The following is a 19,239-nucleotide window of genomic DNA, read 5'->3' as shown; positions in this document are numbered from 1 at the left end:
TTCTGTCTCCCTTGGGAATTGACGGAATGGGGCGGGCCGCGGCGCCCGGAGAGCGAACCTCCGAGGTGGCACGGACGGCGCGTCCACCCTACTGCGCGCGGCGATCACACCGCGCCGGTGCCACCGCCCACGACGGCTTCGCCGCCGCCGTCCTTCTTTCCGCCCGCGCCGTTCTCACGCGGTGTCAGGGGACCGAGGTCGCCGGTGTCCCCCAGCCGCAGCAGGAAGGGGCGCAGCCGGGTGTACCTGATGGCGGTGACCGAACAGGGGTCGGCGTGGATCCGCTGGAAGAGGTCGAGATGCATACCGAGCGCATCGGCCACCAGGGACTTGATGATGTCGCCGTGCGAGCACATCAGGAAGACGGCGTCCTCGCCGTGCTCCGCCTCGACGCGGGTGTTCCAGTCCCGTACGGCGTCCACGGCGCGTGCCTGCATGGCGCGCATCGACTCACCGCCGGGGAACGCGGCGGACGAGGGGTGCTGCTGCACGACCGACATCAGGGGTTCGTCGGTGAGTTCGGCGAGCTTGCGCCCGGACCAGTCGCCGTAGTCGCACTCGTTGATCCGGTCCTCGTGGTGCGCCTCGATGCCGGGGCGGGCGTCGAGGAGCGGCTGGATCGTCTCCAGACAGCGCTGGAGCGGGCTGCTGACGACGGCGGCGAGCGGCAGGTCCGCCAGCCGTCCCGGCAGGGCGGCGGCCTGCGCGGCGCCCCGCTCGTCGAGCGCGACGCCGGGGGTGCGGCCGGCGAGGACGCCCGAGGTGTTGGCGGTGGAGCGCCCGTGCCGTACGAGGATCAGGGTGGCCATGCCGGCCAGCCTAAACGGTGCGTCAAAGGGCGTGGTGGTCCCGTGGTGGCCACCCGGACGGCGGCGGGCGGACGGCCGGAGCGCGCGGAGCGGGTGCGGCAGACGTGCGTCAGGACGCCCTGCCCGGGAAGAATGCACGGGGTGATCGTCGACCGTGCCATCTACCGCGACGGGCGCCGTACCGACGGCCCCGCCGATCTGTCCGACGCCCTCGCCGAGGCGCGGGCGGACGGGAACGCCTTCCTGTGGGTCGGACTCCACGAGCCGACGGAGCAGGAGTTCGGCCTCGTCAGCAGTGAGTTCGGCATGCATCCGCTGGCCGTGGAGGACTCGCTCAAGGCACATCAGCGGCCCAAGCTGGAGGTCTACGACGACTCCCTGTTCATGGTGCTCAAGCCGGTGGTGTACGACTCCGAGAAGGACACCGTCTCCAGCGGGGAGCTGATGGTCTTCATCGGCGACTCGTTCGTGGTGACGGTCCGGCACGGCGAGGGTGCGCCGCTGCACGCCGTGCGGATGCGTCTGGAGTCGGAGCCGCTGGTGCTCAAGCACGGGCCCACCGCGGTGCTGTACGCCGTGAGTGACGCGGTGGTCGACCACTACATCGATGTGTGCGCCGAGCTCCAGGTCGACCTGGAGGAGCTGGAGACGCAGGTCTTCTCGCCCGCCGAGGGCGGCTCGGCCAGGAACCGTGAGGCGGGCGACCAGCCGGCGGCGGAGCGGATCTACACCTTCAAGCGGCAGGTGCTGGAGTTCCGCCGGGCGGCCGGGCCGCTGGCGGAGCCCGTCTCGCGGCTCACGCGCGCCGGGGTGCCGTTCGTCCAGGAGCGGTCGCAGCCGTTCTTCCGGGACGTGGACGACCATCTGACGCGCGTCAACGAGCAGGTGGAAGGGCTCGACCGGCTGCTGTCGGACATCCTGTCCGCCCATCTCGCGCAGATGGGCGTGCGGCAGAACGACGACATGCGCAAGATCTCGGCCTGGGCGGCGATGGCCGCGGTGCCGACGCTGCTCGCGGGGGTCTGGGGCATGAACTTCCAGCACATGCCCGAGCTGGGCCAGGTGTGGGGGTATCCGGCCGCGCTGCTCCTGATGGCGGGCGCCGTGACCTTCCTGCACCGGCTCTTCAAGCGCAACGGCTGGCTCTGACGGGCCGGGGGTCGGCCGCCGCGGGCCCTCCCTCGGGCTCAGAAGGCGGGGGCGGGGGTCGCCGGACCGCCCAGCGCGTCCCGGTGCTCGGGCATCGTGAGGCTGACCATCCGCCGCCAGCCGCCCGCCCGCTCCATCGCGTACAGACCGCGGATCCCGGCGCTCAGCAGCGCCGCCTTGGGTCGGGGCCAGCCGAGGACGCGGCCCATCCGGTCCATCACGGCGAGGCTCACATCGCGGTAGACCCGGATCTCGGCCTGTGCGCTCTCCCGGAGCACCCGGTGGATGGTGCGGCCGTGGCCGAGCCGTGCGAGGCGCAGCAACTCCTCGTGGCAGTAGGCCAGATGGTTGTCCTCGTCGGCGCTGATGATCCTGATGGCGTTGCCGACGAGCGGGTGTTCGCCGAAGTACCGCAGCAGCATGTCCATCTGGTCGGCGGCGCGCTGTTCGGTCACCCGGCTGTGCGAGAGGTAGACGACGACGTCCTCCTCGGTCAGCGGGTCGTCGCGGCGCAGCTTGTCGTGCGTGAGACCGATGCCGCGCTCTTCGAGCAGCATCGTGTAGTCGGTGGCCGGCGGGACGTCGACCGGTTCCAGGCCGCGCCTCTTCAGGAGGGCGTTGAAGATCCGGCCGTGTTTGTCCTCGTCGGCACCGTGCCGGGTGATCTTGGGCGCGAGGTCCCGCATCCCCTCGGGCACCAAGGCGGCGATACGGCCGTTCTCCCAGCCGCCCTGGGCCTCGCCGCTGGCCGCGATGGAGCAGAACAGCCGGAAGGAATCGTCGTTGTCGAGGATTTCCTCGAACAGGCCTCTGGCCGAGAGCATCGTCCACCTCCATGCCGGTGTCCGCCGCAGACACCCGCACAAGGAAGTCAAATGCGACATGGGGGATCAGGCAACAGCTCAGGGTCCCGACTCGGCCGATGGGAGGAGGCGCGGGCGCACGTCCGTACGTATGCGGGCGCGCGTAACCGGGTGGGGGCCGGGGCGTTGTGCTTCCTGACGGCCGTGGCGGGGAAGACCCCCCGAGCCCCCACCACGGCCGCGGACTTCTGAGCCGGTCAGGTGCCGCTCAGGCCGTTCAGGTGACGAGACCGGCCAGTTCCAGGGCCTCGGTGCCCGCGCGCAGAGCCGCGAGGCGGTCGTCGAGGGTGAAGCCCGCCGGGGCCAGCGTGAGCGTCGTGACGCCGGCCGCGTCGTACTCCTTCATCCGGTCGGCGATCCGCTCCACCGTGCCGAGCAGCGTGGTCGAGTCGATCAGCTGGTGCGGTACGGCCGCCCCGGCCCCGTCCTTGTCGCCGGCCAGGTACTTGTCCTGGATCTCCGCCGCCTCGCGCTCGTATCCCATGCGCTGGGCCAGCTGGTTGTAGAAGTTCTGCTGACGGCTGCCCATACCGCCCACGTACAGGGCGGTGTACGGGCGGAACATGTCCGCCAGCGCGTCGACGTCGTCGCCCAGCGCGATCGGCAGTGTCGGGCAGACGTCGAATCCGTCCATGGTCAGACCGGCCTTCTCCCGGCCCGCGCGCAGGTGCCTCAGCGCGGTCTCCTCAAGATGTTCGGCCGAGGGGAAGATCAGCAGGGCGCCGTCGGCGATCTCGCCGGTCTGTTCCAGGTTCTTGGGGCCGATCGCGGCGATGTAGAGCGGGATGTGCTCGCGCTGGGGGTGGACGGTGAGCTTGAGCGGCTTCCCGGGGCCGCCGGGCAGCGGCAGGGTCCAGTGCTCGCCTTCGTAGGAGAGGCGCTCGCGGGACATCGCGCGGCGGACGATCTCGACGTACTCGCGGGTGCGGGACAGCGGCTTGTCGAACTTGACGCCGTACCAGCCCTCCGAGACCTGAGGTCCGGAGACGCCGAGGCCGAGGCGGAACCGGCCGCCGGAGAGCGAGTCCAGCGTGGCGGCCGTCATCGCGGTCATGGCGGGCTGGCGGGCCGGGATCTGCAGGATCGCCGAGCCGATGTCGATGTTCTCCGTCTGGGCGGCGACCCAGCTCAGCACGGTGGGGACGTCGGAGCCGTACGCCTCGGCGGCCCAGCAGACGTCGTAGCCGAGCCGGTCGGCCTCCTGGGCGACGGCGAGGTTGTCGCTGTCCATGCCCGCGCCCCAGTAGCCGAGATTGATGCCGAGCCGCATAACCACTCCCTTACCGATCAGTAACGTCCCTGTGGCGGGACTCTAGCGCGTGCCGCGGGCATCCGTCAGGGGCGGCATCGGGCCGCCGCCGGGGGCCGGTTGTCCACAGGCTCACTGCGAGTGGCGCCCCGGCCAGTAATCTCAGCGGTCATGGAGCAGAGGCATCTCGGCCGTACCGGCCTGCGAGTGTCCCGGATCGGGCTCGGCACGCTGACCTGGGGGCGGGACACCGACGAGCACGACGCCGCCGACCAGTTGAAGGCTTTCTGGGAGGCGGGCGGCACTCTTGTCGACACCGCCGACGTGTACGGCGGCGGGGAGGCGGAATATCTGCTCGGGCAGCTCGTGGAGAGACTCGTGCCGCGCCGGGACCTGGTGATCGCCACCAAGGCGGGCAGTGTGCCTGATCCGTACAGACGCTTCGACAACTCGCGCGGGCATCTGCTCTCCGCCCTGGACGCCTCGCTGGAGCGGCTGGGCACGGACCATGTCGATCTCTGGCAGATCCACGCGTACGACACCGGGACGCCGTTGGAGGAGACCCTCCAGGCCCTCGACATAGCCGTGAGCAGCGGCCGGGCCCGATACGCGGGGGTGTCGAACTTCTCGGGCTGGCAGCTCGCCAAGGCAGCCACCTGGCAGCTGGCCTCGCCCGGGGTACGGACCCGGCTGGCCAGCACCCAGATGGAGTACTCCCTGCTGCAACGGGGCGTGGAGCGCGAGGTGTTGCCCGCCGCCGTCGATCTGGGGGTCGGGCTGCTGCCCTCGTCGCCGCTCGGCCGGGGGGTGCTGACGGGCAAGTACCGGTACTCGACGCCCGCCGGCTCCCGTGGCGCCTCGGAGCAGTTGGCGCCGTTCGTCGAGCCGTATCTGGACGAGCCGGCGAGCCGCATCGTCGACGCGGTGCTGACGGCGGCGGAGGGGCTGGCGACGACGGCGCTGGAGGTGGCGCTGGCGTGGGTCAGGGACCGGCCGGGCGTGGTCGCGCCGATCGTCGGGGCGCGCAACGCGCAGCAGCTCACGGCCGCGTTGTCAGTGGAGAGCCTTAGGCTTCCCGACGAGATCTGCCAGGCGCTCGACGATGTGTCGGCGCCCGTGCACCGCTATCCCGATCAGGACTGGAGCACGCTGTGACTGTGCCTTCCCGGGGGACCACCCCCGGATCCCCCGCCGAGGACCGCGACACCGCAGACGCGGCGCGGGACGCGCCGGTGGCCGGGGCGGACACAGCCGCTGAGCCGGAGCCCGGGACGGAGACCGAAGCCGGAACCGGCGCGGCGCCCGAGGCGGTCGCCGAGACGGACGAGGCGGACGAGGCCGTCGAGACCGAGGGCGCGGCCGGGGACGGGGCGAAGTCCGCCGAGGACGCGGCGGCGCAGCTGTCCGAGACCGAGGCCGAGATCGCCGCGCAGCGTGAGCTGCGCGCCCGGATCGCGCGGCGGAAGGCCGAGAAAGAGGGCCCCATCCCGGCGGGCACCAAGCTGAGCGGGCAGGCGGCGGATCTGCTCGCCGCCGTACGGGCCATGGAGAGCGGTCAGGCGGCCCCGGCCGTGCCGGTGGCTCCCGACGCCCCTGCCGCCGCCGCGGCCCCCGCCGTACCGGCTCAGAACCGGCCGCGGGCTCCCGAGCCCGCACGAGCGGCCACCGCGGCCCCCGCGACCGCTCCGGAGGCCGTGGCGGCCGTGGGAGCCGTGCTCGTGGAGGGGGGCGCGCCCCGGACGCTGGCCCCGCAGGTGACGGCCACGCTCGGGGAGCAGGCCGGTGAGGCCCTGCGCAAGGATCCGTGGCTGCTGCTGTCCGTCCCCGGTGTCCGGCCCGAACAGGCCGACGGTTTCGCCCGCGCGCTGCTCGGCGACGGCTGCGGTCCCGGTGACGAGCGGCGGGCCGCCGCTCTCGTCGGCTGGCTGCTGGAGCGCGCCGCCGTGCGGGGCCACACCGCGCTGGCGTTCCCGGCGGTGCGGGCCGCGCTGTCGGAGCGGTCGGTGCCCGATCCCGACGAGGCGCTCCGGCACGCCATCGCCGGGGGTGCCGTGCTGGTGTTCCAGGACGGCGTCGAGGACGCCGCCGGGGACCCGGAGGACGAGGCGGCGGACGGGGTGGCGGCCGGCGGGGACGCGGCGGGCACCGCCGACGGTCCGGCCGTGCCCGTCCTGCTCGGTCTCGACCGGTACGCCCTCGCCGAGGAGAGCCTCGCCGACGGCCTGGCCCGGCTGGTGAAGACCGCCCAGGAGGCGTCCTGGGCCGAGGCCGCGGCGCAGGCTCCGTCGCCCTCGGCGGGCGAGCTGATCCGCGCGGTCGCCGGACACGGCCTGGTGGTCCACACCGGTGGCGAGGCCGCGCGCGCCGAGCCGGTGGCGCTCGCCGAGGCCGTGCGCACGCTCGGCCTGCGGCCGGTCGTGGCCGCGCACGGCGAGAACGGACGGCGCCGGCTGGGTGCGGGCGCCGTGACCGTCGCGGGGCTGCTGTCCGGCACGGAGGGGCCGGGGCGGGACGCGGACGGCGCGCTGGACCTCGACCTCCTCGTCGTCCTGGACGCGCCCCAGCTGGACGTGGAGACGGCGACGGTGCTGGTGGAGTCGCTGCCCGACGGAGCGCGGCTGGTCCTCAGCGGTGACCCCGGGGTGCTGTGGTCGGCGGGCGCGGGCCGGGTCTTCGCCGATCTGCTGGCCGCCCGGGTGTGCCCGCAGATCGCCTCGCGGACGCCCGACCCCGGGCCGCTGGGCGAGCTGGTCTCCGGCATCGGCATCGGTGAGCTGAACCAGGTGGAGGCGCCCGGCAAGGAGGTCGTGATCGTGCCCGTGCGCGACGCGGGCGAGGCCGTGCACCGTACGGTGCAGCTCGTCGCCGACTCGGTGCCGCGCGCCATCGGTGTGCCGTCCGGGCAGACGCAGGTGATCACGGTGGGACACGGCGGCGCGGTGGGGACGCGTGCTCTGAACGTGGCGCTGAAGGAGCGGCTGAATCCCGGTCCGGGCCGGTTCGGCGGTTTCGACCCGGCCGACCGGGTCGCCTATGTGCCCGCGCCGGGCCGGACGCTGACGGGCTCGGTGGTGTCGGCGGACGCGGAGGGGCTCCGGCTGGACTGCGACGGGGTGCCCGTGGTGGTGCCCGGGGAGCTGGTCGAATCGCTCGTACGGCACGGCTGGGCGCTCACCGCGCACCAGGCGGCGGGGATGCGGTGGCCGGCCGTTGTCGTGGTGCTGCCCGGCGACTCGGCGCAGGGCCTGAACCGGCCCTGGGTGTACACGGCCTTCAGCCGGGGCGAGCGCCATCTCTCCGTGGTCCACGGCGTCGACCAGGCGCTCGCGCAGGCTGTGGCTGGGGTCGGGGCCGCCGAGCGGACGACGCGGCTCCGTGCGCTCCTGGAGGGCCTGCTGACGGCCGCGGTGTGACCCGGACGGTCTACGGCCCGCCCGCGGGATTCGCGGGCGGGCCGTAGTCCGTGTCGTACGACGCGGTCAGGCGTCCTGTTCCTCCAGGTCGCCGAGGTCCCTGTCGCCGTCGAAATCGTCCTCGTCGAAGACCGAGCTGACGTCGAAGCGGCAGACGACCTGCTGCGGGTCGGCCTGTTCGAAGGGGGCGCTGAGCCATTCGCCGGGCTCCGGAAGGTCGTCGGCGGCCGACACCCAGAGTGTCGAGTCGCCCTCCTCCAGGCCGAACTCCTTGTGCCGGGACGCGATCTCGTCCGGTTCGTACTCGCCGAAGAGCACGCCGACAGCGGCGTGCACGCTGGCGCCGACGACCGCCACGGTCTCGGCGTCCCCGTCGACGTCGGCGATGCGCTGTGCCTGAGCGAGCAGCCTCCGCGGCTCCGCCACCGCGTAGTCGCGGCGGATGAGCACGCTGAGCGCGTTCGGCTCCTCCGGGCCCGTGTAGGGCGGCAGGGAGTCGTCCGTGCCGGGGATCTCGAAGGGGGTGACCTCGTCGTAGAGGTCGTAGAGCCGCTCGTCGTACGCCTCCGCCGCGGTGGCAAGGGCGTTGAACGCTTCGGAAACCGCCGGGTCGTCCTCACCCGTGCGGCGTTCGACCGCCGCGAGGTGACGGTCCAGCGCGACCTTGACCGCCTCGGCGGCGGCACGTACCTCGGCAGCCGTGGGCTGCGCAGCATCAGACATAGAGCAGACGCTATCCGTACCGGGCCTCTGCCCGCACAATAGATGCGATGCCGGAATACGAATTTGTCGACGTGTATGTGCCGCGCGGGGTGTCCCGCAGCGACGCGACCCGCCTGCTGACAGACCACGCCGAGTACGGACACTGGGAAATGGACCGACTGAGCCTGCACCGGGACGGCAGTCGCAGAGTGCGGCTGCGCAGACGCATCATCCGTCAGGTACGCGCCACCTGGTGAACGACGACGGGGTGGGTCCCCGCTTGTGCGGAGGCCCACCCCGTGGCCGTACCGGGCTGAACGGGTGCTGGTACCGGTGCGCCCCTAAGAGGTGGCGCGGGTGCGGCGGTAGATGACGGTGCCCGCGAGGAGCAGGGCCGCGCCGGCCGGGATCACCAGTCCGAGCCCGTCGCTGCCGGTCCGGGCCAGCGCCTCGGTGCCCTCGGAGGCGGGCGCGTCGACGGCCTTGGTGTCCGGGCTGTTCGGGGACGGCGGGACGGCGCGATCCGTCGGGGGCTTCGGGGTACCCGGGTTCTCGGGCTTGCCCTCGGTCGGCGGTGCGGGGGTGTCCGCGTTCTCGCAGTCGTTGCCGAAGCTGGGGTTCAGCGCACCGACGACGTCGACGCTGTTCCCGCAGACGTTCACGGGGACGTCGAGCGGCACCTGGATCAGGTTGCCGGAGCCCACACCGGGTGAGTTCCCGGTGCCGCCCTCCGCGTGCGAGCCGCCGCCGGGACCGCCGCCGTGCGAGCCGCCCTTGCCGTCGCCGTGGTCCTTGCCGCCGTGCGAGCCGCCACCCTGGGAGCCGCCGTGCTGCGAGCCGCGACCGGCGTCCGACGTGTTCGCGCAGCGGTTGCCCATGGCGGGGTTCAGCACTCCGACGACGTCGACGGTGTTGCCGCAGACGTTGACCGGGACGTGCACCGGGACCTGGACGTTGTTCCCGGACAGCACGCCCGGGGAGTTCGCCGCTGTTCCAGCGGCACCCGAGTCCGCGTGCGCGTAGCCGCCGCCGAGGGCGAGCACGCCCCCGGCCGCCGCCACGGTGATCAGGCCTTTGCGCGTGACCTGTCTCATAGCTTGTTCCTGCCTTCTGCTTACCGGATACCCCGGGCACGACGCCTGGGGCTGGATGCCCGGCGGCCCCGGAGCGCATGGCGCGCGCTCCGGGGCCACTGGGCTCAGACCCTTACGGGTTGAGGTACAACGTCACGCGTTGACGCAGGTGTTGCCGAAGGCGGGGTTCAGCAGCCCGATCACGGAGACCGTGTTGCCGCACAGGTTCACCGGAATGTGGATGGGCACCTGGACGACATTGCCCGAGAGCACACCGGGGGAACCGACAGCGGCACCCTGGGCACCGGAGTCAGCGACGGCCATGCCCGCGCCCGCGAGCACGAGACTGCCGGTGGCAGCCGCAGCGGCGACGACCTTCTTGATCATTATTCCTCCTTGTTGGCAAACGCGGTCCCAACCTCGGACCGCACACATGTAACGAGAAGGAGCTAATGAGGCTACGAGCGTATGGTCGCATTCACTCTTCTCAGTCAAGGGCGTACGCACTGGCGAATACCGCCCCGGCCGATGTCAGCTGGCGTCGATGAAACGGTCCAGCACCCGTACCCCGAACTTGAGACCGTCCAGCGGCACCCGCTCGTCCACACCGTGGAACATCCCCGCGAAGTCCAGCTCCGGCGGGAGCTTGAGCGGGGCGAAGCCGAAGCCGCGGATGCCGAGGTCGTCGAAGGACTTGGCGTCCGTGCCGCCCGAGAGCATGTAGGGGACGGCCCGCGCGATCGGGTCCTCCGCGACGAGCGCGGTCTGCATGGCGTCCACGAGCCGGCCGTCGAAGCTGGTCTCCAGGGCCTTGTCGCCGTGCACGTCCTCGCGCTTCACCCGCGGGCCGATGATCCGGTCGATGTCGGCGAGGAACTCCTCCTCGTAACCGGGCAGGAAGCGGCCGTCGACATGGGCGGTGGCCTGGCCGGGGATCACGTTCACCTTGTAGCCGGCGCCGAGCATGGTGGGTGCGGCGGAGTTGCGCAGGGTGGCGCCGATCATCTTCGCGATGCCGCCGAGCGTGGCGAGCGTGCCCTCCATGTCCTCCGGGTCGAGCGGGACACCGAGCGCGTCGGACAGCTCGTCCAGGAAGGACCGCACGGTCTTGGTCATCCGTACGGGCCATTCGTGCCGGCCCAACCGGGCCACCGCCTCGCACAGTTCGGTGATCGCGTTGTCCTTGTTGGTCATCGAGCCGTGCCCGGCCGTGCCGTCCACGGTCAGCCGCATCCAGTGCATGCCCTTCTGCGCCGTCTCGACGAGATACAGGCGCAGGTTCTCGTTGACGGTGAAGGAGAAGCCGCCGACCTCGCTGATCGCCTCGGTGACGCCCTCGAAGAGTTCGGGGTGCTTGTCCACGAGGTACCGGGCCCCGTACGTACCGCCGGCCTCCTCGTCGGCCAGGAAGGCGAGGACGATGTCCCGCGGGGGCTTGCGTCCGCTGCGGAGCCTGTCCCGCACCACGGCGAGGGTCATGGCGTCCATGTCCTTCATGTCGACCGCGCCGCGCCCCCAGAGGCAGCCGTCGGCGATCTCGCCGGCGAACGGGTCGTGCGTCCAGTCGTCCGCGTTGGCGGGGACGACGTCGGTGTGGCCGTGGATGAGCAGCGCGGGCCTGGAGGGGTCCTCGCCGGCGATCCTGGCGACGGTGGAGGCGCGGCCCTTGTGGGACTCGAAGATCCGCGGTTCGAGACCCACCTCGGCCAGCTTCTCCGCCACGTACTCGGCGGCCAGCCGTTCGCCGGGGCCCGAGTGGTCGCCGTAGTTGCTGGTGTCGATCCGGATCAGATCGCGGCAGAGGTCCACGACCTCGTCCTCGCCCGAGACCGTCCCGCCCGTGTTCGACTCGCTCACGCTGCTCACTCCCGCTGTCGGTGCCGCTGCCGTTGCCGGTGGTCGCTCCATCCTGCCACCGGGGCGGGATCGGGCAGTGCCCGATGTTTGCTATGGTTTTCCACGTCGGAACGGCCTGCGGTCGTCCCGAAGACACCTTGTCCGGGTGGCGGAATGGCAGACGCGCTAGCTTGAGGTGCTAGTGCCCTTTATCGGGCGTGGGGGTTCAAGTCCCCCCTCGGACACCAGCGTTGACGGAGTGCCGGCCGGGATCCTTTCCCGGTCGGCACTCCGCGTTTCACGACCCGTCCGGCCACCGCGCACGGGAGAACCGCGCGGATTGTTGCCGGCGCGTAAAACATTGCCGAATTCTGGATTTCCCCACTCCCCGTACCGCTCATGACGGTCCGGCCGGACCACCCCTAAGATCCGGGACGAACTCCCAGGCCAGGGCAGGGATCCAGCAGAATAGGGGTTGCCCGCCGAGGGACGCGCTGACACGTTTGCCATGCAATTCTCAGCCGACGTGTGCCCCCGGAATGAGGCGACGGAAACAACATGACTCTCGCGCCCAGCGATACGCAGCCGTGGATTCGACGCTTTCGACCGGCGTCCGAGGCACGTACACAATTGGTGTGCCTGCCGCACGCGGGAGGGTCCGCGCCGTTCTTCCTGCCGATGACCAAGGCGCTCGCCCCCGAGACCGATGTGCTGGCCGTCCAGTATCCGGGCCGGCAGGACCGGCGCGACGAGAAGGGCATCAGCAGCATTCCGGAGCTGGCCGACGCAGTGGCGCGTGAGCTGCTGGAGTGGGCGGACCGGCCCATGACCCTCTTCGGTCACAGCATGGGCGCGTCCGTGGCGTTCGAGGTCGCGCGGCGGCTGCGCGACGCGGACGTGGAGGTGCTCGGGCTGATCGTCTCGGGCCGGTGCGCGCCGCCCTGCCGGTGCATAGCGAAGCGGCAGCTCTTCACCGACGAGCACATACTCGACAACGTCCGCAGGCTGAGCGGCACGGACTCGCAGGTCCTCGGTGACGACGACGTCGTACGGATGATCCTGCCGGCCCTGCGCAACGACTACGCGGCCGTCCTGTCGTACCGCAGCGAGCCGGGGGCGTCGGTCCCGTATCCCCTCGTGGCACTGATGGGCGACTCCGATCCGCAGGTACCGCTCGTCGACGCGCGGGGGTGGGCCGATCACACGGAGGCGGAGTTCGACATGCACGTCTTCCCCGGCGGCCACTTCTACCTCAACGACCAGCCCGCCGCCGTGGCGAACACGGTCAGGCAGCACATCAGGCGGTGGGCCACCGCCGACGCCGCGCGGGACCGCGTCGCCTGAGGCGACGACACGGCCCGCGCCACGCGTTCGACCGTCCCTGTCTCAACCGCCCTCGCGGATCCAGTCGTCCAGCCGCGGCGCCTCGTCGCCGACGGTGGTCGAGTCGCCGTGCCCCGTACGGACGACCGTCTCGGGCGGTAGCGTCAGCAGCCGCTCGCGAATCGACTCGATGATCGTCGGGAAGTGCGAGAAGGACCGCCCGGTGGCGCCGGGCCCGCCCTGGAAGAGCGTGTCGCCCGTGAAGACGGTGGACAGCCCCGGGGCGTACAGACAGACCGCGCCGGGCGCGTGACCGGGCGTGTGCAGCACGGTGAGGGTGGTACCGGCGACGGACAGGCTCTGACCGTCGGCCAGTTCGCCGTCCGGGAGCCGGTCCGGGTGGGTCTGCTTCCACAGCGGCAGGTCGTCCGGGTGCAGCAGGATCGGCGCGCCGGTGGCGGCGGCGAGCGCCGGCGCCGCGTCGATGTGGTCGTTGTGCGCGTGGGTGCAGACGATGGCGCGCAGCGTCCGGCCGCCGAGCGCCGTCTCGATGGCCGTGGCGTCGTGGGCCGCGTCGATGACGATCGCCTCGGTGTCGTCGCCGACGATCCAGACGTTGTTGTCGACGTCCCAGGTGCCGCCGTCGAGCGAGAACGTGCCGGAGGTGACGAGGTGGTCGACGCGCGCGGCGGGGGCGGTGGCGGCCATCAGAGCATCACGACCGAGCGCAGGACGTCACCCTCGTGCATACGGGCGAACGCCTTCTCCACGTCTGCGAGTCCGATGGTCTCGGTGACGAACGCGGCGAGGTCGATACGGCCCTGCTGGTGCAGGTCGATCAGCAGGGGGAAGTCGCGGGACGGCAGACAGTCGCCGTACCAGGACGACTTGAGCGAGCCGCCGCGCCCGAAGACGTCGAGCAGCGGCAGTTCGATCTTCATCTCCGGGGTGGGGACCCCGACCAGGACCACCGTGCCGGCCAAGTCGCGCGCGTAGAAGGCCTGGTTGTACGTCTCCGGGCGGCCGACCGCCTCGATGACGACATCGGCTCCGAAGCCCCCGGTCAGTTCGCGGATCGCCTCGATGGCGTCGGTGGTGCGGGAGTTGACGGTGTGGGTGGCGCCCATCGTCTTCGCCGTGGCCAGCTTGCGGTCGTCGATGTCGACGGCGATGATCCGCGCCGCGCCCGCGAGGCGGGAGCCGACGATCGCCGCGTCGCCGACTCCGCCGCAGCCGATGACGGCGACGGAGTCGCCCCGGCCGACGTTGCCGGTGTTGATCGCCGCGCCGATGCCCGCCATGACGCCGCAGCCGAGCAGGCCGGCGACGGCCGGTGCGACCGACGGGTCGACCTTGGTGCACTGCCCGGCGGCGACCAGGGTCTTCTCCGCGAAGGCGCCGATGCCCAGTGCCGGGGACAGCTCCGTGCCGTCCGTCAGGGTCATCTTCTGCGTGGCGTTGTGGGTGTTGAAGCAGTACCAGGGCCTGCCTCGCAGACACGCCCGGCAACTGCCGCAGACGGCACGCCAGTTGAGAATGACGAAGTCACCGGGGGCGACATCGGTGACACCGGCGCCGACCGACTCCACGACGCCCGAAGCCTCGTGGCCGAGGAGGAAGGGGTAGTCGTCACTGATCCCGCCCTGCTTGTAGTGCAGGTCGGTGTGGCAGACCCCGCATGCCTGGATCTTCACCACGGCCTCGCCGGGGCCGGGATCGGGGATCAGAATCGTCTCGATCCGCACCGACTCGTTCTTGCCGGGCGCCACGACGCCTTGCACCTGCTGCGACATGCCTGGACCTGCCTCTCCATCGAGCTGAAGGGCCAAGTCTGACACCGCGCCCCGCCGGGCCCCGCGCTCAGGGCGCCAGTACGTCGAGTTCCTGGAGGGCGCCGACGGCGATCTCCCGGGTCAGCGCCTCCGCGCGGGCCGCGTCCCGTTCCCGTACGGCCTCGGCGACCCGTACGTGCAGGGTCACGGCCGCCGGGTCCGGGTCGTGGAACATCACCTCGTGTCGCGTACGGCCCGTCAGGACCTCCGCGACCACATCTCCGAGCCGCGCGAACATCTCGTTGCCCGACGCGTCGAGAACCACCCGGTGGAAGGCGATGTCGTGGCGCAGATAGCCCTCCAGCTGGTGGCCGCGTGAGGTGGCGACCATCCCGAGCGCCTGCTCGGTGAGGGCGGCGCACTGCTCGGGCGTGGCGTGCGTGGCGGCGAGACCGGCGGCGACCGGTTCGATCGCGGAGCGCAGCACGGTCAGCGAGCGCAGTTGGCGCGGCCGGTCGTTGCCGGCGAGCCGCCAGCGGATGACCCGCGGGTCGTAGACGTTCCACTCGCGGGCGGGCCGCACCGTCACCCCGACGCGGCGGCGGGACTGCACGAGGTGCATCGATTCGAGGACGCGGACCACTTCGCGTACCACGGTGCGCGAGACGTCGAAGCGCCGCGCGACCTCGTCGGTGCGCACGACGCCGCCCTCGGGGTACTCGCCCCCGGTGATGGCGAGGCCGAGGGTGTCGAGCACATGGGTATGCAGGCCCCGGCCTTCTGTGGTCATGACGGAAGCCTACGGGGCGGGCTCGGAGAAGAAAAAATATGACGTGTGGGTTACGACACCTTGAATACGTCGTACATATGCGTTTCAGTAGCGCGAAGGCAGTGGAGCACGTGAAGACAGCGAGGCATCAGATGAACACCCCCCACGTCGTCGTGGTGATGGGCGTGGCAGGTACCGGCAAAACGACCGTCGGTCCCCTGCTGGCCGCCGCACTGGGCGTTCCGTACGCCGAGGGCGACGACTTCCACCCCCCTGCGAACATCGCCAAGATGTCCGCCGGCACCCCTCTGGACGACGACGACCGCCGGCCCTGGCTCGACGCGATCGGGCGCTGGGCGCACGGCCGGGCCGGGCTCGGCGGCGTGGTCAGCAGCTCGGCGCTCAAGCGCGCCTACCGGGACCGGCTGCGGGCGGTGGCGCCCGACGCCGTCTTCCTGCATCTCACCGGCGAACGGGCCCTGATCGAGCGGCGGATGGCGGACCGCAAGGGGCACTTCATGCCCACCGCCCTGCTGGATTCGCAGTTCGCCACGTTGCAGCCGCTGGGCGACGACGAGGCGGGCGTCACCGTCGACGTGGCGGGCACGCCCGAGGAGATCGCCGAACGGGGCGTCGCCGCGCTGCGCCGTCTCGACCGTCCCCACGAGTCGGAACCCGTTTGAACCGACCCGAAATGATCTGAAGATCACCTGAACTCACCTGCCGGACAAACCGGTCCGCCGAATTTCCGAACGCCCCGAATCTCCCCGAACTAAGGAACCCCCGTGACCAGTCTCAGTGTCGAGACGCTGGCAGCGGACGCCGTAGAACCGATCACCTCGGCCGGCAACACGCAGCTGGGCATCGCCGTTCTCGCCGGCATTGCCGTCATCGTCCTGCTCATCACCAAGTTCAAACTGCACGCCTTCCTCGCGCTGACCATCGGCACGCTGGCACTCGGCGCCTTCGCCGGCGCCTCCCTGGGCGACACGATCACCAGCTTCTCCACCGGTCTCGGCTCCACCGTCGCGGGTGTCGGCGTGCTGATCGCGCTCGGCGCGATACTCGGCAAGCTGCTCGCGGACTCGGGCGGCGCCGACCAGATAGTCGACACGATCCTCAGCCGGGCGAGCGGGCGCGCCATGCCCTGGGCGATGGTCCTCATCGCCTCGGTGATCGGGCTCCCGCTGTTCTTCGAGGTCGGCATCGTGCTGCTGATCCCGGTCGTGCTGCTGGTCGCCAAGCGCGGCAACTTCTCCCTGATGCGGATCGGTATCCCGGCGCTGGCCGGTCTCTCGGTCATGCACGGGCTGATACCGCCGCATCCCGGCCCGCTCGTCGCGATCGACGCCATCGGCGCCGACCTCGGCGTCACACTGGCGCTGGGCCTGGTCATCTCCATACCGACGGTGATCATCGCCGGTCCGCTGTTCTCCCGCTACGCCGCGCGCTGGGTGGACATCCAGCCGCCCGAGCGGATGCTCCAGACGCTGGAGAAGCGCTCCTCCGACGACACGGACAAGCGCCCGAGCTTCGCCGCCACCGTCGCGACGGTCCTGCTGCCCGTCGTCCTGATGCTGGTCAAGGCACTGGTCGACATCGTCGTGGACAATCCGGAGAACCAGGTCCAGAAGGTCGCCGACGTCGTCGGCTCCCCGCTGATCGCGCTGCTCGCCGCCGTACTCGTCGGCATGTTCACCCTCGGGCGCGCCGCCGGATTCACCAAGGACCGGCTCGCCTCGACCGTCGAGAAGTCCTTCGGGCCCATCGCGGGCGTGCTGCTGATCGTCGCCGCGGGCGGCGGTTTCAAGCAGACCCTGATCGACGCGGGCGTCGGCCAGATGATCCTTGAGTTCTCCGAGAACTGGTCGATCCCCGCGCTGCTGCTGGGCTGGCTGATCGCGGTGGCGATCCGGCTGGCGACCGGCTCGGCGACCGTCGCGACGATCTCCGCCGCCGGTCTCGCGGCGCCCCTCGCCGCCGACATGTCGACGTCGCACGCCGCGCTGCTGGTGCTGGCGATCGGCGCCGGTTCGCTCTTCTTCAGCCATGTCAACGACGCGGGATTCTGGCTGGTGAAGGAGTACTTCGGGATGGACGTCGGCCAGACGATCAAGACCTGGTCGGTGATGGAGACGATCATCTCCGTCGTCGGTCTCGGCTTCGTGATGCTGCTCTCGCTGATCGTCTAGCGCGGTACGTCCCCCGCCCGGGCGGGGCGGGTCACTCCTCCTCTTTCCACAGAGGGTGTTCCCGTTCCGCCCAGGGCCGTTCCACCGACCCGGTCCGCATACCGCGCCGTGCCTCCGGGTCGGCGAACGCCATCCCGATGTGCCCGACCAGTACGAGCCCCACGGCCAGCGACAGCCAGTCGTGCACGAACGTGGCGCTCGTCCGCCACACCAGCGGCGTCAGCCAGGTGAACCACATCATCAGGCCCGTCGCGAGCATGACCAGTACGGCTCCGGCGATCCAGCCGCCGTACACCTTCTGCCCGGCGTTGAACTTGCCCGCGGGCCGCGATTCCGGCCGGAAGTCGCGGCGCCGTACCGCCCGCAGCCACTCCTTGTCGTGCGGCGCGAAGCGGTTCAGCCGCCGCAGATCGGCGCGGAACGACGCGGACGCGAGCCCCACGAGGAACGGCGCGGGCAGCAGCAGCCCCGACCACTCGTGCAGGGTGACCACCAGATGGCGGCGGCCGACGAGTTCGGCGAGCTGGGGTACGTACAGGCAGGCCGCCGTCACCACGCACACCAGCGTCAGGACGCCGGTCGCGCGGTGGACCAGCCGCTCCGCGCGGCTGAACCGCCGCCGCAGGCGGGGACGCGGGTCCGGCCGGTCAGACGGTCGGGGTGTCGGTGCGGCCGTTGGACCGCCCGACCCAGGCGTCGACGTCATAGCCGCGCTCCTCCCAGTAACCGGGGCGGACGTCGGAGGTGACGGAGATCCCGGAGAGCCATTTCGCCGATTTGTAGAAGTACATGGGCGCCACGTAGAGCCGCACCGGCCCGCCGTGCGCGTGCTCGACCGGCTTGTCCCGCATCCTGAGCGCCACCAGGACATCGGGCCGCCTGGCCTGCTCCATGGTCAGGCTCTCGCTGTAGGTGCCGTCGAAGCAGGTGAAGCGCACGGCCTTGGCGTCGGGCCGTACCCCCGCCGCGTCCAGGATCCGCGACAGCCGTACTCCCTCGAACGGTGTTTCCGGCACGCGCCAGCCGGTGACGCACTGGACGTCACGGACCATGCGGGTCTGCGGCAGATTCCGCAGAGCGTCGAGCGTGTACGTGGTGGGCCGGTCGACCAGCCCGTCCACCTTCAGCCGGTAGTTCTCGGGGCCCTTGCGGGGTACGGAGGTGGCCACCGAGTAGTAGCGGAACCCGCCCCCGTTGGGCAGCAGCCCGGTCAGCCCCGTCGGATCGCTGTCGGACACGGCGCCCAGGAAGGATTCGAGCCCCCGCTGGAGATAGGGCGCCGTGACGACGCCCGCCGCGCCGAGGCCGAGCATGGAGAGCACCAGGCGGCGCCCGACGGGCGTGCCCTCCGGGTCGGTGTCTGGAGTGGTCACCTCTTGATTCGAACACCACCGGGGCCCGGAAGCCAGGGCCGACGGCTTTCCGTCATGGTTTCGTCAGGTCCGGCAGACTGACGCCCATGGAGACGCCCCAGGAACACCGCGATGAACATCCCGATGGACCCAGCGAACCCCGTGAACCCCGTGAAGCCCTCCCGCCCTTACTGCTCGCCTTCCCCGGGCCGCTGCGTGATCAGCTGGTCGCGGCCGTCCTGTCCGGGGAGAAGGTCTCGACCACGGGCCTGCTCGCCGAGTACGAGGCGGAGAAGGAGGAGCTGCCACCGGTCGGCGAGCGCTCGGCGCTGATCGACTCGGACGGCCGGGAGGTCGCCGTCGTCGAACTGACGGAGGTACGGGTGCTGCCGCTGGGCGAGGTCGATCTCCAGCACGCGCTCGACGAGGGCGAGGGGTACGAGTCGGTGGCGGCCTGGCGCGCGGGCCACGAGGCGTTCTGGCACAGCGACGAGATGCGCGAGGCGCTGGGCGACCCGTCGTACACGGTGCACGACGGGACGCCGGTGGTGGCGGAACGTTTCCGGGTCGTGGAGCGCCGGTAGCGCGGTGGCCCGGGAGCGTCGGCCCGGTCGCGCGCTCCCGGGCCCGCTCGTCCCCGATCGCCGGGCGGGCCGTGTGTCGTGTCCCCGATCGCCGGGCGGGCCGGGAGTCAGCCCACCGCCTCCGCCGCCGCCCGCCCGGCCGCGCGCCCGGAG

Annotated in this window: 20 protein-coding genes and 1 tRNA gene; 9 read left to right on the top strand and 12 right to left on the bottom strand. The window is 71.4% G+C overall.

The genetic code is table 11. The features are described from left to right. Window positions 1-104: 104 nt before the first annotated feature. Complete coding sequence (locus P3L51_RS02110; protein ID WP_354603263.1) at window positions 105-809, bottom strand: histidine phosphatase family protein; 705 nt, start codon at window positions 807-809, stop codon at window positions 105-107. A gap of 132 nt (window positions 810-941) precedes the next feature. On the opposite strand from P3L51_RS02110, the gene P3L51_RS02105 reads away from it, so the two are divergent. After that, complete coding sequence (locus P3L51_RS02105; protein WP_354603332.1) at window positions 942-1,958, top strand: magnesium and cobalt transport protein CorA; 1,017 nt, start codon at window positions 942-944, stop codon at window positions 1,956-1,958. Window positions 1,959-1,996: 38 nt separating this feature from the next. Here the strand turns inward: P3L51_RS02105 and P3L51_RS02100 are convergent, their stop codons facing one another. Both P3L51_RS02100 and P3L51_RS02095 read right to left on the bottom strand, forming a co-directional pair. After that, a complete protein-coding gene (locus P3L51_RS02100) occupies window positions 1,997-2,782 on the bottom strand; it encodes a ferritin-like domain-containing protein (protein ID WP_354603262.1) in 786 nt (261 codons plus the stop codon). Window positions 2,783-3,038: 256 nt separating this feature from the next. Further along, window positions 3,039-4,091, bottom strand: coding sequence for an LLM class F420-dependent oxidoreductase (locus P3L51_RS02095; protein WP_354603261.1), 1,053 nt, complete (start codon window positions 4,089-4,091; stop codon window positions 3,039-3,041). A 150-nt stretch (window positions 4,092-4,241) separates the two neighbouring features. On the opposite strand from P3L51_RS02095, the gene P3L51_RS02090 reads away from it, so the two are divergent. Together P3L51_RS02090 and P3L51_RS02085 are read left to right on the top strand one after the other, a co-directional pair. After that, window positions 4,242-5,225 carry an aldo/keto reductase gene (locus P3L51_RS02090; RefSeq protein WP_354603260.1) on the top strand — a complete coding sequence of 328 codons (984 nt, stop codon included), beginning with the start codon at window positions 4,242-4,244 and terminating at the stop codon, window positions 5,223-5,225. Further along, complete coding sequence (locus P3L51_RS02085) at window positions 5,222-7,483, top strand: helix-hairpin-helix domain-containing protein (protein WP_354603259.1); 2,262 nt, start codon at window positions 5,222-5,224, stop codon at window positions 7,481-7,483. Before P3L51_RS02090 ends, P3L51_RS02085 begins: the two co-directional genes overlap by 4 nt. Before the next feature lie 66 nt (window positions 7,484-7,549). Here the strand turns inward: P3L51_RS02085 and P3L51_RS02080 are convergent, their stop codons facing one another. Continuing rightward, a complete protein-coding gene (locus P3L51_RS02080; RefSeq protein ID WP_354603258.1) occupies window positions 7,550-8,206 on the bottom strand; it encodes a hypothetical protein in 657 nt (218 codons plus the stop codon). 47 nt (window positions 8,207-8,253) lie between these two features. On the opposite strand from P3L51_RS02080, the gene P3L51_RS02075 reads away from it, so the two are divergent. After that, window positions 8,254-8,442: a DUF5703 family protein gene (locus P3L51_RS02075; RefSeq protein ID WP_023542774.1), complete on the top strand. Its 189-nt coding sequence runs from the start codon at window positions 8,254-8,256 to the stop codon at window positions 8,440-8,442. Window positions 8,443-8,526: 84 nt separating this feature from the next. Here P3L51_RS02075 and P3L51_RS02070 read toward each other — a convergent pair whose 3' ends face one another. The 3 genes from P3L51_RS02070 to P3L51_RS02060 form a co-directional block, all read right to left on the bottom strand. Next, complete coding sequence (locus P3L51_RS02070) at window positions 8,527-9,279, bottom strand: chaplin (RefSeq protein WP_354603257.1); 753 nt, start codon at window positions 9,277-9,279, stop codon at window positions 8,527-8,529. Window positions 9,280-9,411: 132 nt separating this feature from the next. Then, a complete protein-coding gene (gene chpH, locus P3L51_RS02065; protein ID WP_354603256.1) occupies window positions 9,412-9,645 on the bottom strand; it encodes a chaplin ChpH in 234 nt (77 codons plus the stop codon). 144 nt (window positions 9,646-9,789) lie between these two features. Further along, window positions 9,790-11,115: a M20/M25/M40 family metallo-hydrolase gene (locus P3L51_RS02060; RefSeq protein ID WP_354603255.1), complete on the bottom strand. Its 1,326-nt coding sequence runs from the start codon at window positions 11,113-11,115 to the stop codon at window positions 9,790-9,792. Between the two features lie 139 nt (window positions 11,116-11,254). Between P3L51_RS02060 and P3L51_RS02055 the strand changes: the two genes are divergently transcribed. Further along, window positions 11,255-11,342 (top strand) — tRNA-Leu (locus P3L51_RS02055). A gap of 310 nt (window positions 11,343-11,652) precedes the next feature. After that, complete coding sequence (locus P3L51_RS02050; RefSeq protein ID WP_354603254.1) at window positions 11,653-12,438, top strand: thioesterase II family protein; 786 nt, start codon at window positions 11,653-11,655, stop codon at window positions 12,436-12,438. A 42-nt stretch (window positions 12,439-12,480) separates the two neighbouring features. On the opposite strand, the gene P3L51_RS02045 is transcribed toward P3L51_RS02050, so the two are convergent. From P3L51_RS02045 to P3L51_RS02035, 3 genes are all read right to left on the bottom strand, one after another. Then, a complete protein-coding gene (locus tag P3L51_RS02045; RefSeq protein WP_354603253.1) occupies window positions 12,481-13,125 on the bottom strand; it encodes an MBL fold metallo-hydrolase in 645 nt (214 codons plus the stop codon). Next, window positions 13,125-14,210 (bottom strand): S-(hydroxymethyl)mycothiol dehydrogenase, encoded by a 1,086-nt coding sequence (locus tag P3L51_RS02040; protein ID WP_354603252.1) that lies wholly within the window; start codon window positions 14,208-14,210, stop codon window positions 13,125-13,127. Before P3L51_RS02040 ends, P3L51_RS02045 begins: the two co-directional genes overlap by 1 nt. Before the next feature lie 67 nt (window positions 14,211-14,277). Continuing rightward, a complete protein-coding gene (locus P3L51_RS02035; RefSeq protein ID WP_354603251.1) occupies window positions 14,278-14,979 on the bottom strand; it encodes a FadR/GntR family transcriptional regulator in 702 nt (233 codons plus the stop codon). Between the two features lie 131 nt (window positions 14,980-15,110). On the opposite strand from P3L51_RS02035, the gene P3L51_RS02030 reads away from it, so the two are divergent. After that, the gene (locus P3L51_RS02030) at window positions 15,111-15,641 is read left to right on the top strand and encodes a gluconokinase (protein ID WP_354603250.1); all 531 of its coding nucleotides are present in this window, start codon (window positions 15,111-15,113) and stop codon (window positions 15,639-15,641) included. A 102-nt stretch (window positions 15,642-15,743) separates the two neighbouring features. Beyond that, on the top strand, window positions 15,744-17,150 hold the full coding sequence (locus P3L51_RS02025; protein ID WP_354603249.1) for a GntP family permease: 1,407 nt from the start codon (window positions 15,744-15,746) through the stop codon (window positions 17,148-17,150). Between the two features lie 31 nt (window positions 17,151-17,181). Here the strand turns inward: P3L51_RS02025 and P3L51_RS02020 are convergent, their stop codons facing one another. Both P3L51_RS02020 and P3L51_RS02015 read right to left on the bottom strand, forming a co-directional pair. Next, the gene (locus P3L51_RS02020; RefSeq protein ID WP_354603248.1) at window positions 17,182-17,856 is read right to left on the bottom strand and encodes a cytochrome b/b6 domain-containing protein; all 675 of its coding nucleotides are present in this window, start codon (window positions 17,854-17,856) and stop codon (window positions 17,182-17,184) included. Continuing rightward, window positions 17,798-18,463 carry a molybdopterin-dependent oxidoreductase gene (locus P3L51_RS02015; RefSeq protein WP_354603331.1) on the bottom strand — a complete coding sequence of 222 codons (666 nt, stop codon included), beginning with the start codon at window positions 18,461-18,463 and terminating at the stop codon, window positions 17,798-17,800. Before P3L51_RS02015 ends, P3L51_RS02020 begins: the two co-directional genes overlap by 59 nt. 146 nt (window positions 18,464-18,609) lie before the next feature. Between P3L51_RS02015 and P3L51_RS02010 the strand changes: the two genes are divergently transcribed. Then, window positions 18,610-19,086: an ASCH domain-containing protein gene (locus P3L51_RS02010; protein ID WP_354603247.1), complete on the top strand. Its 477-nt coding sequence runs from the start codon at window positions 18,610-18,612 to the stop codon at window positions 19,084-19,086. The last annotated feature ends 153 nt before the right edge of the window (window positions 19,087-19,239 follow it).

This window comes from Streptomyces panacea (assembly GCF_040560175.1).
Classification (GTDB): Bacteria; Actinomycetota; Actinomycetes; order Streptomycetales; family Streptomycetaceae; genus Streptomyces; species Streptomyces panacea.
The sequence above is the reverse complement of the archived record's forward strand: the minus strand, read 5'-3'. Positions and strand labels throughout refer to the sequence as shown.

What these genes read in the sequence shown, in the direction of transcription:
- P3L51_RS02110 (WP_354603263.1), bottom strand. Translation starts at nt 809, where the DNA reads ATGGCCACCCTGATCCTCGTACGGCACGGGCGCTCCACCGCCAACACC.
- P3L51_RS02105 (WP_354603332.1), top strand. Translation starts at nt 942, where the DNA reads ATGCACGGGGTGATCGTCGACCGTGCCATCTACCGCGACGGGCGCCGT.
- P3L51_RS02100 (WP_354603262.1), bottom strand. Translation starts at nt 2,782, where the DNA reads ATGCTCTCGGCCAGAGGCCTGTTCGAGGAAATCCTCGACAACGACGAT.
- P3L51_RS02095 (WP_354603261.1), bottom strand. Translation starts at nt 4,091, where the DNA reads ATGCGGCTCGGCATCAATCTCGGCTACTGGGGCGCGGGCATGGACAGC.
- P3L51_RS02090 (WP_354603260.1), top strand. Translation starts at nt 4,242, where the DNA reads ATGGAGCAGAGGCATCTCGGCCGTACCGGCCTGCGAGTGTCCCGGATC.
- P3L51_RS02080 (WP_354603258.1), bottom strand. Translation starts at nt 8,206, where the DNA reads ATGTCTGATGCTGCGCAGCCCACGGCTGCCGAGGTACGTGCCGCCGCC.
- P3L51_RS02075 (WP_023542774.1), top strand. Translation starts at nt 8,254, where the DNA reads ATGCCGGAATACGAATTTGTCGACGTGTATGTGCCGCGCGGGGTGTCC.
- P3L51_RS02070 (WP_354603257.1), bottom strand. Translation starts at nt 9,279, where the DNA reads ATGAGACAGGTCACGCGCAAAGGCCTGATCACCGTGGCGGCGGCCGGG.
- chpH (WP_354603256.1), bottom strand. Translation starts at nt 9,645, where the DNA reads ATGATCAAGAAGGTCGTCGCCGCTGCGGCTGCCACCGGCAGTCTCGTG.
- P3L51_RS02050 (WP_354603254.1), top strand. Translation starts at nt 11,653, where the DNA reads ATGACTCTCGCGCCCAGCGATACGCAGCCGTGGATTCGACGCTTTCGA.
- P3L51_RS02045 (WP_354603253.1), bottom strand. Translation starts at nt 13,125, where the DNA reads ATGGCCGCCACCGCCCCCGCCGCGCGCGTCGACCACCTCGTCACCTCC.
- P3L51_RS02040 (WP_354603252.1), bottom strand. Translation starts at nt 14,210, where the DNA reads ATGTCGCAGCAGGTGCAAGGCGTCGTGGCGCCCGGCAAGAACGAGTCG.
- P3L51_RS02035 (WP_354603251.1), bottom strand. Translation starts at nt 14,979, where the DNA reads ATGACCACAGAAGGCCGGGGCCTGCATACCCATGTGCTCGACACCCTC.
- P3L51_RS02030 (WP_354603250.1), top strand. Translation starts at nt 15,111, where the DNA reads ATGAACACCCCCCACGTCGTCGTGGTGATGGGCGTGGCAGGTACCGGC.
- P3L51_RS02020 (WP_354603248.1), bottom strand. Translation starts at nt 17,856, where the DNA reads ATGACGTCGACGCCTGGGTCGGGCGGTCCAACGGCCGCACCGACACCC.
- P3L51_RS02015 (WP_354603331.1), bottom strand. Translation starts at nt 18,463, where the DNA reads ATGCTCGGCCTCGGCGCGGCGGGCGTCGTCACGGCGCCCTATCTCCAG.
- P3L51_RS02010 (WP_354603247.1), top strand. Translation starts at nt 18,610, where the DNA reads ATGGAGACGCCCCAGGAACACCGCGATGAACATCCCGATGGACCCAGC.